Origin of the sequence: Comamonas trifloxystrobinivorans, assembly GCF_043359985.1 — a bacterium.
GTDB lineage: Bacteria > Pseudomonadota > Gammaproteobacteria > Burkholderiales > Burkholderiaceae_C > Comamonas > Comamonas trifloxystrobinivorans.
Genome location: NZ_JBHZGV010000013.1, coordinates 82,700 through 100,148, shown reverse-complemented (window position 1 = coordinate 100,148; position 17,449 = coordinate 82,700). Strand labels below are relative to the sequence as shown.

Sequence of the window (17,449 nt, the reverse complement as noted above, 5' to 3'; positions counted from 1 at the left end):
GTCCAAGTTTTTATCCGCACCCCCAGTGGGTCAATTCTGGTTGGAAATCAACAAGGTAGAGGCCTTCGCAGGTATCACCGGCCGCAAAGATCTCGGTACCTCTTGGCAAGCGACGAACGATGGATGCAGCGGCGATGCGTTGCAACTCCGCCTCAGGCATGTTCTGAAACAAAACCTGACTGCCCAGATAAGACACCACATCCAGCCGACGTGAAACCATGATTGTTTCCTCCAAATCCAATTCGCTGCAGTGGATTCTGGGTATAAGTCACGGACGTGGATTTGATGCGGCGCAAAGCCCACCTTAAGGAGGATACGCTCGTTATCCCCTCGTTCTAAAGGCTTAGGCCCTCAACAGGGCGGATACCAGGACGAGTCGACCTCGTTGAAGATCGAACTGCTGTCGACGTCCATGTCGTGATAGGGACCGGTGCCGCTGTGCTCCGCGTCCGAGGCCGGGACGAATTTGCCCGATTTGACATCAAAGACGTGGATCTCGCCCTCTTCGATGACGTAATGCCAGCCATGCAGGGCGATCTGGCGTTTTTCCACCCACTGGCGAACCATCAGGTACTCCATCAGACGCTCGAGTTGCAGCACCACAGAACGCTGCTCCGTGCGACGCAAGGCCTCCTGCGTCACCTGCACAGGCAAAGCTGCCTCACGGGCCAGGTCCAGCCAGACGTTGAGGTTCTGCGCTTCTGGAGAGATTTCTTCGTAGAGCGCCTTCATGGCGCCGCAGTGCGAGTGCCCGCACACCACGATGTGGCTCACATGCAGGTTGAGCACCGCGTATTCAATGGCCGCTGCAGTGCCATGCAAACCGTGCAGGCCGTTGTAGGGTGGCACCAATGCGCCCAGGTTGCGCACGATGAACAACTCACCCGGCCCTGCCCCCGTCAACATGTAAGGCAAAAGGCGGGAGTCGGAACACCCCACGAACAGGATCGTGGGGTGCTGGCCCTGCTCAACCAACTCCTTGAACTGCCCCTGATACTGGGGAAAGTAGTCCGTTCTGAAGCGGCGGATCCGCTTGAGCAGTTCGTCATCCATGGGCTTATTGCAGCAGGGGTGAGTCAGCAGCATCCAGATCCACACCGTGGACCTCCCAACGGCCGGCCAGCAGTTGCATGGCCTGGCGCAAGGCCGTCACCCACACCTGCTGACGCAGAGACTGGGCGACCGCCTCTTGCACGGCTTCGAAGGGCTGCATCTGACCGGGGTCGCGCTGCAGCACCTCCACGACATGCAAACCAAAGCGGCTGTGCACCAGACGCGGCAGCACCCCCACATTGGCCGAACCCTCATCTTGCCCGAAAAGTTCGCGGGCAAACTCGGGTGCGCAGTCCTCGGCACGCAACCATCCCAGATCACCGCCCTGCGTCGAGCTGGGGCAGTTGGACAGGTCACGGGCCACCTCGGCAAAGCGACGCGGCTCGGCACGCACGTCCAGCAAGGCCTGCTCGGCACGCTGACGCAGCGCCTGCACGTCCACGCCGGGCGTGACCGCAAACAGGATGTGGCGCGCCTGAACGCGCTCACCCTGTGCGTACTTCGCCGGATGGGCGGCGTAGTGCCGACGGCAGGACGCCTCATCGGGATCGGGCACGCGCAGGTTTTGCGCGAGCCACAGGTCGATGGCCTCGGCGGCTGCCTCGGACATCACGCCCTCTACCGGCTGTGGGTCGTCGGCAGAGAGCAGACCAGAGTCGATGGCCGCCTGGCGCAACAACTCCAGGCTGGCGCGCTGGCGGCACTCGGCTTCTGTCAGGCTGGCGATGTCATCGGCCAGCAGCACGTCACCGACGCGCAGGGGGCGTGCCCCTGAGGTGGAAAGGTTCACGCTCATCATGCCCATACCCCTTACTTGTTCAGACCAATCTTGCGGCTGCGCACGACCTGCCACGGACGGGCGATGTAGCCCACCGAAGCGAAGCCGCTCCACACGTGCACGAGACGGGTGAACGGGAAGATGGCGAACAAGCTCATGCCCATGAACATGTGGATCTTGAAGACGATCGACACGTCCGTGATGAAGCTGGGGGCATCGCCCTGGAAGGTGACCAGGTGTTGTGCCCAGGACATCAGCTTGAGCATGGTGGCGCCGTCGCTGTGCTGCACGGACAGCGGCACGGTGGACAGACCCAGCAGCAGCGTGGCCAGGATCCAGAACAGCACCAGGAAGTCACGACCACGCGAGGTGGCGCGGACACGGGCGTTGGTCAGGCGACGGTGGATCAGCAGGATCAGGCCGATCAGGGCGATCGTGCCCAAGATGCCACCGGCCACCACGGCCAGCATCTGCTTCTGTGCTGGCGTCACACCCAGCGCGTGGATGATCGAATGCGGCGTCAGCATGCCCACAAAGTGACCAAAGAACAGGCCAATGATCCCGATGTGGAACAGGTTGGAGCCCACGCGCAGACTGCCGGTGGACAACATCTGGCTCGATTCGCTGCGCCACGAGTACTGCTCGCGGTCAAAGCGCATCAGGCTGCCGATGATGAACAGCGCGCCGCAGATATAGGGATAGATGCCGAAGATGAATTGATGAGAGAGGCTCATGCTGATGCTCCTCGTTGTTGGTTCGATGCGGTCCGCCGCACGATCTGGATGGGTTGAGGCTGATCAGGACTTTGCTGCCCCTTGCTGCTGCAGCCTGCAAAGGCTTCAGGCTCGGCCCAGCTTTCGTCCAGGTCTTCCTCGGCCACCACGGCCACGGTCTCGATATCCTGCTTGCCAATATCCAGCACCGCCGCCACCACGTGCGCATACAGGCTCTGGCGCTTGACCAGGGCCGTGTGCACCGCGTTCAGGATGTGGGCGATCTCACCGATGAAGTCGCGCATCTGCGCGGCCGTCAGGGTGGAGACGAACTCCAGCACCACGGGCAGGTAGTCAGGCAACTCGCCGCCGACCTTGTTCGGGTCCAGCATCAGGCCGGCCTGCTCATAGGTCTTGATCAGGTCGATCATGGCCGGGCCACGGTCGCGCGAGTCGCCGTGCACATGCTCGAACAGGTGCAGCGAGGTGGAGCGGCCCCGGTCGAACAGCTCGACGTAGGCCTCTTCCACCGCAAACGGGTCCTGGTTGACCAGGGTGCCGAGCAGCTTGTTGAGGCCCAGCAGACGCTGGTCGCTCACCGCACCTTCATTGGCCAGCACCTGCTGCAGCTCGGGCACCACGGCGCGCAGCTCGGCGCCGGGGTAGCTCAGCAAATGGGCCAGGGCCCGCAGCGTGTAGCTGGGTGTGACGTCGGGTTGACGTTGGAAAAACGACGTCATGCTCACACCTCCGACTTGATGGGAATGGTGCGCTTCTTGGTGCCACCGAACAGGCTGGCCTCGCTGGCGCCATCCGAGCAACCGTTGCCGAACGAGAAGCCGCAGCCGCCACGCAGGTCGAACGCGTTCTCGGCGTACTCGCGGTGAGCCGACGGAATCACGAAGCGGTCTTCGTAGTTGGCAATGGCCATCACGTGGTACATGTCCTCGACGGTGTGCTTGTCCAGGCCGAACTGGTCGAGCACCTGCTTGTTCTCGACGCCGTCCACGTGGCGGCTGCGCATGTAAGCGCGCATCGCCAGCATGCGCTCCAGCGCGCGAGTCACCGGGAAGGTGTCGCCGGCAGTCAGCAGGTTGGCCAGGTACTTGACCGGGATGCGCAGCTGCTTGACGTCAGGGATCTGACCGTTGACGCCCAGGTCGCCCACGTTGGCCGCAGCCTGGATGGGAGACAGAGGCGGCACGTACCAGACCATCGGCAGCGTGCGGTACTCGGGGTGCAGCGGCAGGGCCACCTTCCAGTCCACGGCCATCTTGTAGACGGGGCTGTGGCGGGCAGCCACCAGCCAGGCTTCAGGGATGCCGTCCTTGCGGGCCTGTTCGATCACCTTCGGATCGTTCGGGTCCAGGAACAGGTTGAGTTGGGCCTGGTACAGGTCACGGTCGTGCTCGACGCTGGCCGCGGCTTGGATGCCGTCTGCGTCATACAGCAGCACGCCCAGGTAGCGGATGCGGCCCACGCAGGTTTCGGAGCAGACCGTGGGTTGGCCGGCTTCGATGCGGGGGTAGCAGAAGATGCACTTCTCGGCCTTGCCCGACTTCCAGTTGTAGTAAATCTTCTTGTAGGGGCAGCCCGAGACGCACATGCGCCAGCCGCGGCACTTGTCCTGGTCGATCAGGACGATGCCGTCTTCCTCGCGCTTGTAGATCGAGCCCGAAGGGCACGATGCCACGCAGGCGGGGTTCAGGCAGTGCTCGCACAGGCGAGGCAGGTACATCATGAAGGTGTTTTCGAACTGGCCGTAAATGTCCTTTTGGACATCGTCGAAGTTCTTGTCCTTGCTGCGCTTGCTGAACTCGCCACCCAGGATTTCTTCCCAGTTCGGACCCCACTCGATCTTCTCCATGCGCTGACCGGTGATCAGGCTGCGGGGACGCGCGGTGGGCGCGGCCTTCGACTTGGGCGCGTTTTGCAGGTGCTCGTAGTCGAAGGTGAAGGGTTCGTAGTAGTCGTCGATCTCAGGCAGATTCGGATTGGCGAAGATCTTCATCAGCAAGCTGAGCTTGCCGCCTTGGCGGGGCTCGATCTTGCCGTTGGCATTGCGCACCCAGCCACCATTCCACTTGTCCTGGTTTTCCCATTCCTTGGGATAACCAATGCCAGGCTTGGTTTCGACGTTGTTGAACCAGGCGTACTCGACGCCAGGGCGACTGGTCCAGACGTTCTTGCAGGTCACCGAGCAGGTATGGCAACCAATGCACTTGTCCAGGTTCAGGACCATGCCAATTTGAGCGCGGATTTTCATGCGTGTGCTCCTTGTGCGCTGGTGGCGGAACCTTCACCGTCCAGCCAGTCAACCTTGTTCATCTTGCGGACCACCACGAACTCGTCACGGTTGGTACCGATGGTCCCGTAGTAGTTGAAGCCGTAGCTCAGCTGGGCGTAGCCGCCGATCATGTGGGTGGGCTTGAGCACAATCCGGGTCACCGAGTTGTGGATGCCGCCGCGGGTGCCGGTGATCTCCGAGCCCGGGGTGTTGATGATCTTTTCCTGAGCGTGGTACATCATGACCATGCCGTTCTTGACGCGCTGGCTCACCACCGCACGGGCCGCGATGGCGCCGTTGGTGTTGAACAGCTCGACCCAGTCGTTGTCCACGATGCCGGCCTTCTTCGCGTCGTCTTCACTCAGCCAGATCACCGGGCCACCGCGGTTGAGCGTGAGCATCAACAGGTTGTCGGTGTAGGTGGAGTGGATCCCCCACTTCTGGTGCGGCGTGATGAAGTTTAGCGCGATCTCCTTGTGGCCATTGGGCTTGCGATCCTGCACTTCATGCAGGGTCTTCAAGTCAACCGGCGGACGGTAGGAGACGAAGCCTTCGCCGAAGGCGCGCATCCAGGCGTGGTCCATGTAGAACTGCTGACGCCCGGTCAAGGTGCGCCATGGGATCAGCTCATGCACGTTGGTGTAGCCGGCGTTGTACGACACCTTTTCGCTTTCCAGGCCCGACCAGGTCGGCGAGGAAATGATCTTGCGCGGCTGCGCCTGGATGTCGCGGTAACGGATCTTCTCGTCTTCGCGGTGCAGGGCCAGGTGGGTGTGATCCCGACCGGTCTGCTTGCTCAGGGCGTCCCAGGCCTTGACGGCGACGTGGCCGTTGGTCTCGGGCGCCAGCATCAGCACCACTTCGGTGGCGTCGATGTCGGACTCGATCTTCGGGAAGCCCTGGCTGACACCTTCCTCACGCACGCGGCCGTTGAGGTCGCCCAGCGCATGGACTTCGTCGTCCGTGTTCCAGCCGATACCCTTGCCGCCATTGCCCAGCTTATTCATCAGCGGGCCCAGCGAGGTGAAGCGCTTGAAGGTGTTCGGGTAATCGCGCTCGACCACGGTGATCTGCGGCGCGGTCTTGCCGGGGATCAGGTCGATCTCGCCACGCTTCCAGTCCTGCACGTCAAACGGCTGGGCCATTTCGGCGGCCGTGTCGTGCATGATCGGGGTCATCACGACCTCCTTCTCGGCGCCCAGGTGGCCCACGCAGACCTCGGAGAAGGTCTTGGCAAAGCCCTTGTAGATCTCCCAGTCAGAACGGGCTTCCCATGCCGGGTCCACCGCTGCCGACAGCGGGTGGATGAAGGGGTGCATGTCGGACGTGTTGAGGTCGTTCTTCTCGTACCAGGTGGCCGTGGGCAGCACGATGTCCGAGTACAGACAGGTGGTGCTCATGCGGAAGTCGAGCGTGACCAGCAGGTCCAGCTTGCCTTCGGGGGCCTGGTCGTGCCACTTGACTTCCTGCGGCTTGGCATCGCCCGCGCCCAGGTCCTTGCCCTGCACGCCGTTGGTCGTGCCCAGCAGGTGCTTGAGGAAATACTCGTGGCCTTTGCCCGACGAGCCCAGGATGTTGGAGCGCCACACGAACATGTTGCGCGGCCAGTTCAGCGGGTTGTCCGGGTCTTCGCACGACAGCTTGAGCGAACCGTCCTTCAGGGCACCCACCGCGTAGTCCTTGGGGTCCATGCCCTTGGCCTGCGCGTCCTTGACGACCTTCAGCGGGTTGGTCTGCAGCTGCGGTGCCGAAGGCAGCCAGCCCATGCGCTCGGCGCGCACGTTGTAGTCGATCATGCTGCCGCCGAACTCGCTCTTGTCGGCCAGGGGCGAGAGCACCTCTTCCACGCCCAGCTTCTCGTAGCGCCACTGGTCGGTGTGCGCATAGAAGAAGCTGGTGGAGTTTTGTTGACGGGGCGGACGCGACCAGTCGAGGGCGAAGGCCAGCGCGGTCCAGCCGGTTTGTGGACGCAGCTTTTCCTGGCCCACATAGTGAGCCCAGCCGCCACCGCTCTGGCCGATACAGCCGCACATCATCAGCATGTTGATGATGCCGCGGTAGTTCATGTCGCAGTGGTACCAGTGGTTCATGGCCGCGCCGATGATGACCATGGACTTGCCCTTGGTCTTGTCGGCGTTGTCGGCGAACTGGCTGGCCACGGTGATGACCTGAGCGCGCGGCACCCCGGTGATCTGCTCTTGCCAGGCGGGGGTGTAAGGCACGTTCTCGTCGAACGACTTGGCACCATCGTCCACCAGTTGACCGGCGGCGTTCTTCAGACCGCGGTGCACACCGTAGCTGGCCACCTGCAGGTCGAACACGGTGGCAACCCACACGTCGCGGGTCCGGCCGTTCTTGTCCTGCACGGTGATGCGCTTCATGGGCACATTGCGCAGCAGGATGTCGCCTTGCTTGTTGCTCGGGAAGTTCGGGGTGTCGATGCCACCGAAGTACGGGAAGGCCACCTTGTTGACCTCGGCCGTCTGGTTCTCTGCCTTGGCGGCATCTTCCAGCACCGACAGCTTCAGGCCGACCAGACGGTCGCTGACGCCTTCCTTGGTCTCCAGGTTCCACTTGCCCTCGTCGGCACGGCCAGCGGCGCCCCAGCGGAAGCCGATGGAGCCGTTCGGCACCACAATGGAGCCGTCGGCGTCGTACGCCAGTGTCTTCCACTCGGTGTTGGTGCCGGCACCGATCTCACCGCTCATGTCGCTGGCGCGCAGGTAGCGGCCGGGGACCAGGGCCTTGCCAGCCGGGGTATCTTGCTCGTCGAGCATCACCAGCATCGGCAGATCGGTGTAGCGACGGGCGTAGTCGTCGAAGTAGGCCGAACGCTTGTCGAAGTAGAACTGCTTGAGGATCACATGGCCCATGGCCATGGCCACTGCCGAGTCGGTGCCCTGCTTCGGGTGCATCCAGATGTCGGCCAGCTTCGAGATTTCGGCGTAATCGGGGGTGACCGCCACCGTCTTCGTGCCCTTGTAGCGCACTTCGGTGAAGAAGTGCGCGTCAGGGGTACGGGTCTGGGGCACGTTCGAACCCCAGGCGATGATGTAGCTGGAGTTGTACCAGTCGGCCGATTCGGGCACGTCGGTCTGCTCACCCCAGATCTGCGGGCTGGCGGGCGGCAGGTCGCAGTACCAGTCGTAGAACGACATGGCGACGCCACCGATCAGGCTCAGGTAGCGCGTACCGGCGGCATAGCTGATCATGGACATGGCCGGGATCGGCGAGAAGCCGATGATGCGGTCCGGACCGTATTGCTTGATCGTGTAGACGTTGGAAGACGCCACGATCTCATTGACCTCGTCCCAGCTGGCGCGCACGAAACCACCCAGGCCGCGCTCCTTTTGCCAGCTGCGACGGGTGTCCGGGTTGCTCATCAAAGCAGCCCAGGCGTCCACCGGCGACTTGGCGACGGCACGTGCCGCACGCCAATGCTTCAGCAACTCACCACGCACCATCGGGTGCTTGACTCGGTTGGCGCTGTACAGATACCAGGAATAGCTGGCGCCACGGGCGCAGCCACGGGGCTCGTGGTTGGGTAGGTCGTCGCGGGTGCGCGGGTAGTCGGTCTGCTGGGTTTCCCAGGTGACGATGCCGCCCTTGACGTACACCTTCCACGAGCAGGAGCCCGTGCAGTTCACGCCGTGGGTGGAGCGCACGATCTTGTCGTGCTGCCAGCGGTTGCGGTAAGCGTCTTCCCAGGTGCGATCCTCGCCCGTGGTGACGCCGTGGCCTTCTGCAAACTCTTCCTTGGGTTGAGCGAAGAAGGTCAAGCGGTCAAGAAAGTGACTCATGTGTTGACTCCTGTCAGATTCACGTGTGAGAGATCAGCAAGGCTGCTCGGCACCCTTGCGGGCGTAGTACCACCAGGTGGTCGCAATGCACAGCAGGTAGAAGGCGATGAACGCCATCAGCGCCAGCTCCGGGCCGCCCGTGGCACCGATCGAAGTGCCATAGCTCTTGGGGATGAAGAAGCCACCGTAGGCCGCCACTGCAGCGGTGAAGCCCAGCACAGCGGCCGCTTCGGTGTTCGCTTCCTTGATGGCGGCGTTCATGCCGGCTTCGTCGTTGCGCTTGACGCGGCTGGTCTTCAGATTCAGGAAGATCACCGGGATCATGCGGAATGTCGAGCCGTTGCCGATGCCAGTGGTCAGGAACAGCACCAGGAACATCAGGAAGAAGCCGGTGAAGTTGCCTGCAGCGGGGCCGATCGACAAGGCGTACGCACTGCCCGTACCCTTGGGCAGGAAGAACAGCACCCCCACCACCGCAAGGGCCATGACGATGAAGTTCCAGAAGGTGACGCGGGCGCCGCCCAACTTGTCAGACAACCAGCCACCCACAGGGCGAATCAGCGCACCGACCAGAGGACCGATCCAGGCGTAGGCCAGCGGATTGACATCCTTGAACTGCGACTTGATCAGCAGCGGGAAGCCTGCGGCGTAGCCAATGAAGGAGCCGAAGGTGCCCAGATACAGGATGCACATCAGCCAGTTGTGCTTGTTGCGGAAGATGGCCGCTTGCGTCGCAAACGAAGCCTTGGCGTCCGCGATGTCGTTCATGAAGAACCAGGCGGCCAGGCTCACGATGATGATCCAGGGCACCCACACGAAGGCGGCGTTCTGCGCCCAGATCTCGGACGACTGACCGGCCTTGTTGACGATGGTCTGCGACTCACCGCCCAGCACGCCGAACAGCCCCACCGAGATGATGATGGGGCTCAAGAACTGCACCACCGACACGCCCAGGTTGCCCAAGCCGGCGTTCACGCCCAGCGCCGAGCCCTTGCGCTTCTTCGGGAAGAAGAAGCTGATGTTGGACATGGACGACGAGAAGTTGCCACCGCCAAAGCCGCACAGCAGCGCCAGGATCAGCATCGTCGGATATGGCGTGCTGGGGTCCTGCACCGCAAAGCCAATCCCGATGGCAGGGATCAGCAGGGAGGCGGTGGAGATCGCCGTCCAGCGACGACCACCGACCAGCGGCACCATGAAGGAATAGAAGATGCGCAGCGTGGCACCCGACAGGGCGGGAGCCGAGGCCAGCCAGAACAGCTGGTTGGTGCTGTAGTTGAAGCCCATCAACGGCAGGTTGACGGCGACCACGCTCCACATTTGCCAGATGGCAAACGCCAGGAACAAGGCCGGGACCGAGATCCACAGATTGAGCTTGGCAATCGCCTGGCCTTCTGCTTCCCAGAAGGCCTTGTCTTCTGGGGTCCAGACCGTCAGGGTCGTGCCTGGACGGGCCTTGCCCGCCGAGGTATGGGAGGTTGACATGATGTGTCCGTGAGGAGGGAAATCAGGCGCGCTTGCCGACGGGAGCGTGCTGGGGCTCACCGCCCACCACGTCACGCGAGCGAACTTCGGTCATGTACATCCAGATCAGCGAGACCCAGACGACGCCGTAGAGCAACATGAAAGCGCTGGAGCGAACACCAGTGAGGTCCAGCAGGTAACCGAACATGATCGGCAGCACGAAGCCACCCAGGCCACCAGCGAGCCCCACGATGCCGGAGATGGCGCCGATGTTGGTGGGGTAGTCGTTGCTGATGTACTTGAACACGCTGGCCTTGCCGAAAGCCATGGCGATGCCCAAGGTGAACATCACGATCGTGAAGGCGTAGACGTTCAGGCCAATGTGAAAGGTTTGCGGGCCGTTGACGGTGGCAATGGTGAAATCGGTCTGCGGATAGCTCAGGATGAACAGGCAGATCCAGCACACCCACAGCACCCACCAGGTGACCTTGTGCGCGCCGTGCTTGTCAGACAGATAGCCACCGATGGCGCGCAGCACCCCACCGGGCAGAGAGAAACAGGCAGCCAACAAGGCGGCGACGCGGATGTCGAGGCCATACTCACCCACGTAGTACTGCACCATCCACAGGCTCAGGCCCACATAGCCGCCAAACACGATGGAGTAGTACTGGCAGTACTTCAGAACGCGCGGGTCCTTGAGTTGCTTGAGCTGGTCGCTGAAGCTGGCCTTGGACTGGACCAGATGGGTGGGGTCGGAGTAGCTGAAGAACCAGAACAGCAGGGCCGTGCCTAGCATGATGGCAGCGTAGACCTGCGGCACCATGGTCCAGCCTGCCGCGACCAGAATGACCGGCGCGATGAACTTGTTGACCGCAGCGCCCGAGTTACCCGCACCGAACACGCCCATCGCGAAACCTTGCTGGTCCTTCGGAAACCAGCGGGCCACGTAAGGGGTGCCGACCGAGAACGAGCCGCCGGCCAGGCCCACGAACATGCCCAGCACCAGAAACTGCCAGTATTGCGTGGCGTAGGCCATCAGGTAGATGGGCGCCACACACAGCATCATCGTGATGAAGAACACGATGCGACCACCGAAACGGTCGGTCCAGACACCTAGCGGCACCCGGATGAGAGAGCCCGTGAGCACGGGCATGGCGGTCAGCAGGCCGAACTGCGCGTTCGTCAGACCGAGGGTCTTCTTGATGGGGACCCCGATGACGCCGAACATCATCCAGACCATGAAGCACACTGTGAACGCCAGTGTGCTGACTACCAGGACTGATAAGGCCTTACCTCTCTGAGACATGGGAAGCTCCTATTCCTATGCCTCACAGTGTTCAAAAATAACCCTTCTGTGAACATCCTTCCGTTGGTCAGGCGGAATCGGTCAAAAGGAGTAGTCCGTCACGTTCCTTGATTTAGATCAGTCACGGCAAGCACCGCCGCCTGCACCCGTGAGGTCAGGTTCAACTTGCGCAAAATGTGCTGCACATGGCTCTTGACCGTCGTTTCGGCAATGCTCAAGGTGCGAGCGATCTCCTTGTTGCTGGCCCCGCGTGCGATCTCCCTGAGAATGTCGCGCTCCCGCGGCGACAGACGTGAAACCGCGCTGCTGCCTTCATCTTTGGTCCGATCGGTGCTGCCCGCATCGTCTGCAGGCACTTCGGCCACAGCGGCCCCGGCGGGGGCATCGGCAGTCACCGGCGTGCTGGCGACCACCTGCCGGTAGGCCGCCATCAACTTGCCTGTCATCTCGGGTGACAACACCGATTCACCCCTCGTGGCACGCAACACCGCATCGACCAACTCTTCCCCCTCCACGGTCTTGAGAAGGTAGCCGGCCGCACCCCGCGCCAGGGCTTGTGCCAGATCGTTGGCATCCTCACTCACTGTGAGCATCACGATGCGCGCTTCCGGCACGGTCGCGCAAAACTGGGGCAAGGCCTCCACCCCATGAACGCCAGGCAAGTGGTTGTCGAGCAAGATCACATCGGGGCGATGCTGCGCACCCAGCTTGAGCGCCTCGCCCGCGTCGCGCGCCTCGGCAACGACCTCGATGCGTTCGTCGCGCGACAGCAAGGCGATCAAGCCGCGTCGAAACAGGTTGTGATCGTCCACCACCATCAGGCGAACCGTGCGGGTATCCGTTCATGTCAAAACACCGGGTTGGGTCGTGGGAGCACCAGAGCGGCTGGCCACCAGATTGGGGAGCCGCAGCTCGATCAGCGTGCCATCCGGCCCTGACTCACAGTGCAAGTCGGCGCCGATGCGCTGTGCGCGCTCGCGCATGATGCTCATGCCCACATGGGTATGGTCGGGTGGCCCTGCTTTCAGGTCAAAACCACAACCGTTGTCGCGCGCCTGCACCCGCCAATGCGGCTGTGTCTGCACATCCACCCACACTTGGGTGGCCTTGGCATGTTTGCGGGTGTTGGACAGTGCTTCTTGCACGATGTGCAAAACCTGAATCTGAACATCCGGGGGCAGCGGTAGACCGTGGCCATGGACACTCAGGTGCGCCCTGATCTTGGACTGAAGTTCAAACTTGGAGATCGTCTCGCGCAAGGCGGGCTCGATGTCGTCGGTGTGGGTACGCACACGGAAATGGAGCAACAACTCGCGCACGTCGCTGTAGCTCTCTCTCACGCCCACGTCCAACTCGTCCATGGCCGCATCAACGGCTGGCTGATCATGACGGGCCATGGCATCGCGCAGCAGCTGCATCTGGATCTTCAGGAACGCCAGCGACTGGGCAATGGAGTCGTGCAACTCCTGCGCCAACAGCTGTCGCTCGGACGCAATCGCGGCCTCCCGACCCAATGCGGCCGCCCGCAAGCTCTCCATGGCGCCGGCCAGGTGGCTGGCCAAGGCCTCGAACAGCGCCTTCTCTTCCTCACTCAAAGCCGGATCACCGCGGTAAAACAGCTCCACCTCGCCCAGCACCCGCATGTGAAGGCCCAAAGGCACGGTGATCAGGGTGGTGTAGCCCGCACGCTCACAATGATCGTGCACGCGCAGTGCGGCCGACTGTCTCGAGAGGCTGCGCGTGGCGTCCAGAATGGGAATCACCCTCACGCTGGGCATGGTGCCTGCCTCCACCTTGGCGCCGCACAGGCAGTCACCGGACAGGACGCATTGCTCCTCTTCGGTCATGACATGCGGCAGGCAATCGCTGCCCAGCAGCACGTAGCGCTCATTGGCCACATCCGACCAGCGAATGGCCACCGCGTCGGCCTGCGCAATGCGCCGCATGTGCTTGGCAAAGCCGTGTGCCAACTCCTCCAGGGTCTCGGCACTGGCCACGAAGGCGGCCACCTCGTACAACGCACTCAGACGCTGCTGCTTGGTCTCCAGGCTGGCGGTCTTCTCACGCACCTTCGACTCAAGGTTGCCATAGAGAGACTGCAGGTTCTCCGCCATGCTGTTGAAGCCATCGGCGAGCGAACCCATTTCGTCCACCGCATCGACGATGACACGTGTGGCGAAGTCGCCCTGCTCGATGTCACGCAAAGCCGATTTGAGGCGGGAAACCGGCTCCAGAATGACCACATAGCCCGCGTACATCAGCGCCAAGGCACTCAGAATGGCCAACACCATCATGGCCAGCTGGAAGGTCCGCAACAGCGTGGTCCACCCCGAGAGATGGCGCTCGACCGCAGACACAAACAGATCCACCTGTCCAACCAGATCGCTCACGTGCGCGCTCAAACTGCCCGGTGGCGCCGCCCCATTGGCAATCGACAACGCTTGCGCACGCAGCCTTTGCCAATCCCTCACCACGCCCTCGAACTGCGCGCGGGTGTGTCGGTCCCAAGGCACCGCCAACGGACGCGTGGAGTCTCCGCGCCGCAACAAGGCCACGCTCCGATCAAATTCGGCCAACTGCGCAGACACCTCGGCAGAAAACTTCACAGCATCCACAGGCTTCTGCTGCAAGCTAAGCGCCAACTGGTAACTGCGCATGCGCATGCGCCCCGCCTCATTGACGGCGGCCGCACCGCCCCCCAACTGCCAGATCACCCACAGCGTCAAACCAATGGAGGCCAGCGCCAGCACCAGAAACACCCCGCCAATCGCCATGAGCTTGCTTGCCAGGCGCATGCCCCCAAAGCGCGAACGCCAAGGCCGATACAGGCTTTGAAGCGGCGCATCGGCAGTTGGAATGGTCTGATCTTTGAGGTAAATGGGCAATCCGGACTCCGTCAGGGCACGGGCCCTGAGCACAGATCATGATGGCGCTGGCGGGCCGTGCTCATGATCAGCCCCCGGTTTGTGACATGAAACGCACAATCTGCTGCGGACGCTCGTTGAATTCATGACGCTCGGGTTTGACACGGATGCCTTCGTGAATGGCGGCCACCAACTCCTCGTCGCTCGCGCCGTCCCTCATCATGCGCCCCAGTGGCACCTGATCGTTCTGCCCCAGGCACAGGTAGAGCGTCCCATCCACGCCCAGCCGCACGCGGTTGCAGGCCTCGCAGAAGTGTTGAGACATCGGGGTGATGACCCCCAGGCTCATTTGCCGATCGGGGGTGCACCAATAACGTGCCGGACCTGCCCCCTGCCCCATGATCTCCGGCAGCAGGCCATGCTGCTCGGCCAGGCGCTCACCCAACTTGCTGAGGTCAACCCCTCGCGTGGCGCGGCCGGTATCCCCCACAGGCATGGGCTCAATCAAACGCAACACAAAGCCTTGCTCGATGGCAAAAGCCACCATGCGCTGCACCTCGTCCACGTTGACGTCGGCCTGCACCACCATGTTGAGCTTGATCGGCCGAAAACCCACCTCGCGAGCAACGCGCAAACCATCCAGAACATCAGACAGGCAATCCCGCCCCGTGATGCGGGCAAAACAATCGGCATCGAGCGAGTCGAGACTGATGTTCAGACGCCTCACACCCGCCTCACGCAAACCCGCCGCATGACGCGCGAGTTGCGTGCCGTTACTGGAGACCGACAGGTCACGCAAACCCGGCAAGGCGGCAATCTGACGCGCCAGATCCGTGACCCCCCGACGCAACAAAGGCTCGCCCCCAGTCAGCCGAACCTTGCTGACGCCCAAGCCGACGAACAGCCCGACAAGGCGGGACATTTCATCGTGGCGCAGCCAATGCGCCGGCTCTTCAAACCCCTTGAAGCCTTTTGGCAGGCAATAGGTGCACCGCAGGTCGCAACGGTCGGTCACCGACACCCGCAAGTAATCAATGCGGCGCTGGAACGAATCAATCAGACGGGTCATGTTATGAGGCTCGGTGGTCGCCCAGATGGACGGACGGCAGCTTGACGATCACTCTAGGGAAGTCGCCCCATTTTACCTATCGATCGGAAGGAGTAGTTCATTGTGGACATCCAGATGTGCCACAGACGTGCTATCAATGCGACATGCGCCCCCCGCTTCAACCCGTCGCCCCCAGCATCGACGATCCGATCGAATTGCTGCAAGCCTGCCACGACAAAGTTCGCCGATTTGCCGCCCTGACGGTGCGCCTGCGTGCCCACCTCGCCGACCGGGGTGCGGACGATCAGGCTCAGGAAGCAGCCAAGTCCATCCTGCGGTACTTTGACGTGGCCGCCCCCCTGCACCACGAAGATGAAGACATGGACTTGTTCCCGGCGCTTCGTGCACTGGGGCAAACCGATCTGAACGCCCGAATTGATGAACTGCAAGCCCAGCACGACAGCCTGGGAAGGCTCTGGCAGGCGTTGCGACCATGGCTGATGGCCGTCTCTGCCGGACAAACCCACGAGATCCCGGCCGAGGCAGACGACTTCGCCATGGCATACCCCGCTCATGCCGCGCGCGAAGAGTCGGAGATCTACCCCGCAGCGTCTCAGTTGAGTACTGCCGCCGTGCAACGCATCAGCGAGGCCATGGTGCGGCGACGTACAGCCTCTTGAACCGAGGGTGTGCAAAATTTTGTGTAAACGGCCAATCAACAGCCGGCGTAAGCCGGCCTGTCCGTAAACACTATGAACACCAAGAAACACGACGTACCCGAAGAACTGCTGTCTGGCCTGCTGGCCAACTACAAGAGGCCCGAAGACCTCATCGGCGAGAACGGCCTGCTCAAACAGTTGACCAAGCTACTGGTCGAGCGAGCCCTGGACGCCGAATTGACCGAACACTTGGGCCACGAACGCAACGAAGCAGTGTCCAACCCCGTTGGCAACACCCGCAACGGCAAGAGCAAGAAGACCCTCAAGGGCGATTTCAGCGAACTGCCCATCGAGGTACCCCGCGACCGCCATGGCAGCTTCGAGCCTCAGCTCATCCCCAAGCACCAGACCCGCTGGGCCGGCTTTGACGACAAAATCATCTCGCTGTACGCCCGTGGCATGACGGTGCGCGAGATACAGGCCCACCTCGAAGAGATGTACGGCACCGAAGTTTCGCCCAGTCTGATTTCCTCGGTGACCGACGCCGTGGCCGATGAGGTCAAGGCCTGGCAGGCCCGGCCGCTGGAGCCGATTTACCCCATCGTTTACCTGGACTGCATCCACGTGAAGGTGCGCGAGGGCGCTGTGCGGGTCAAGGCGGTGTACCTGGCCATTGGCATCACCATGACGGGCGAGAAGGAGGTGCTGGGCCTGTGGTTGGCCCAGACCGAGGGTGCCAAGTTCTGGCTGCAGGTGGTGACCGAATTGCGCAACCGGGGCGTGCAGGACATCTTCATTGCCTGCGTCGATGGGCTCAAAGGTTTTCCGGAAGCCATCGAGGCCGTCTTCCCCAAGGCGGTGGTGCAGCTGTGCATCGTTCACATGGTGCGCCACAGCCTGAACTACGTCTCATGGAAGCGCCGCAAAGAAGTAGCTGCCGACCTGCGCCGTATCTACACGGCCGCCACCGCCGAGGAGGCCGAGCTGATGCTCGGTGAATTCGAGCAGCGCTGGGATACCGAGTACCTGCCCATCGGCCAGTCCTGGCGCAGGAACTGGAGCCGCTTGACCCCGTTCTTTGACTACCCGCCGGAAATCCGCAAGGTCATCTACACCACCAATGCCATCGAGTCGGTGAACATGGGCCTGAGGAAGCTGACCAAGAACCGGGGCTCGTTCCCCTGCGACGAGGCGCTGACCAAGCTGTTCTACCTGGCCCTGCGCAACATCAGCCAGAAGTGGACCATGCCCATCCGGGATTGGAAGGCTGCGCTGACCCGCTTTACCATTGAGTTCGGAGACCGCATCTCCGTCAATTGAAGTCCGAACCGTTTACACAAAAATTCGGACACGCCCGTTTCCTGAGGAAGGCTACAAGTACGGCACTGCGCCGAATACCTTTCTGCAAAGTGAAACTCACCGCATCGCACCATGTTCCAAGGTGCTTGTGCCCGGTGATGGCGAGGGGCGCAATAGG

At 62.2% G+C, this 17,449-nt stretch carries 14 protein-coding genes; 2 read left to right on the top strand and 12 right to left on the bottom strand.

Features of this window, described 5'->3' with window-relative positions; genetic code table 11:
- Window positions 1-10: 10 nt before the first annotated feature.
- The 12 genes from ACFIQF_RS17010 to moaA form a co-directional block, all read right to left on the bottom strand.
- Window positions 11-220, bottom strand: a complete 210-nt coding sequence (locus ACFIQF_RS17010; protein WP_393944693.1) for a hypothetical protein — start codon at window positions 218-220, stop codon at window positions 11-13.
- A 131-nt stretch (window positions 221-351) separates the two neighbouring features.
- Window positions 352-1,053, bottom strand: coding sequence for a carbonic anhydrase (locus ACFIQF_RS17005; RefSeq protein WP_393944692.1), 702 nt, complete (start codon window positions 1,051-1,053; stop codon window positions 352-354).
- A gap of 4 nt (window positions 1,054-1,057) precedes the next feature.
- Complete coding sequence (locus ACFIQF_RS17000; RefSeq protein WP_393944867.1) at window positions 1,058-1,849, bottom strand: peptidylprolyl isomerase; 792 nt, start codon at window positions 1,847-1,849, stop codon at window positions 1,058-1,060.
- Between the two features lie 14 nt (window positions 1,850-1,863).
- Window positions 1,864-2,565: a respiratory nitrate reductase subunit gamma gene (narI, locus tag ACFIQF_RS16995; RefSeq protein WP_393944690.1), complete on the bottom strand. Its 702-nt coding sequence runs from the start codon at window positions 2,563-2,565 to the stop codon at window positions 1,864-1,866.
- On the bottom strand, window positions 2,562-3,284 hold the full coding sequence (gene narJ, locus ACFIQF_RS16990) for a nitrate reductase molybdenum cofactor assembly chaperone (protein WP_393944688.1): 723 nt from the start codon (window positions 3,282-3,284) through the stop codon (window positions 2,562-2,564). Before narJ ends, narI begins: the two co-directional genes overlap by 4 nt.
- A gap of 2 nt (window positions 3,285-3,286) precedes the next feature.
- A complete protein-coding gene (gene narH / locus ACFIQF_RS16985; protein WP_393944686.1) occupies window positions 3,287-4,810 on the bottom strand; it encodes a nitrate reductase subunit beta in 1,524 nt (507 codons plus the stop codon).
- Entirely contained in the window at window positions 4,807-8,631 is a 3,825-nt protein-coding gene (locus ACFIQF_RS16980) for a nitrate reductase subunit alpha (RefSeq protein ID WP_393944685.1), read from the bottom strand. The genes narH and ACFIQF_RS16980 overlap by 4 nt, the downstream gene beginning before the upstream one ends.
- A 33-nt stretch (window positions 8,632-8,664) precedes the next feature.
- Entirely contained in the window at window positions 8,665-10,116 is a 1,452-nt protein-coding gene (locus tag ACFIQF_RS16975) for a NarK family nitrate/nitrite MFS transporter (protein WP_393944683.1), read from the bottom strand.
- A gap of 22 nt (window positions 10,117-10,138) precedes the next feature.
- On the bottom strand, window positions 10,139-11,401 hold the full coding sequence (locus tag ACFIQF_RS16970) for an MFS transporter (RefSeq protein ID WP_393944682.1): 1,263 nt from the start codon (window positions 11,399-11,401) through the stop codon (window positions 10,139-10,141).
- Between the two features lie 98 nt (window positions 11,402-11,499).
- A complete protein-coding gene (locus ACFIQF_RS16965) occupies window positions 11,500-12,219 on the bottom strand; it encodes a response regulator (protein WP_393944680.1) in 720 nt (239 codons plus the stop codon).
- Between the two features lie 24 nt (window positions 12,220-12,243).
- On the bottom strand, window positions 12,244-14,286 hold the full coding sequence (locus ACFIQF_RS16960; protein ID WP_393944679.1) for a type IV pili methyl-accepting chemotaxis transducer N-terminal domain-containing protein: 2,043 nt from the start codon (window positions 14,284-14,286) through the stop codon (window positions 12,244-12,246).
- Window positions 14,287-14,353: 67 nt separating this feature from the next.
- Window positions 14,354-15,334: a GTP 3',8-cyclase MoaA gene (moaA, locus tag ACFIQF_RS16955; protein ID WP_393944677.1), complete on the bottom strand. Its 981-nt coding sequence runs from the start codon at window positions 15,332-15,334 to the stop codon at window positions 14,354-14,356.
- 143 nt (window positions 15,335-15,477) lie between these two features.
- Here moaA and ACFIQF_RS16950 point away from each other — a divergent pair, with 143 nt between their 5' ends.
- Both ACFIQF_RS16950 and ACFIQF_RS16945 read left to right on the top strand, forming a co-directional pair.
- Complete coding sequence (locus tag ACFIQF_RS16950; protein ID WP_393944675.1) at window positions 15,478-15,993, top strand: hemerythrin domain-containing protein; 516 nt, start codon at window positions 15,478-15,480, stop codon at window positions 15,991-15,993.
- 72 nt (window positions 15,994-16,065) lie between these two features.
- Entirely contained in the window at window positions 16,066-17,292 is a 1,227-nt protein-coding gene (locus ACFIQF_RS16945) for an IS256 family transposase (RefSeq protein WP_393944673.1), read from the top strand.
- Window positions 17,293-17,449 lie beyond the last annotated feature (157 nt).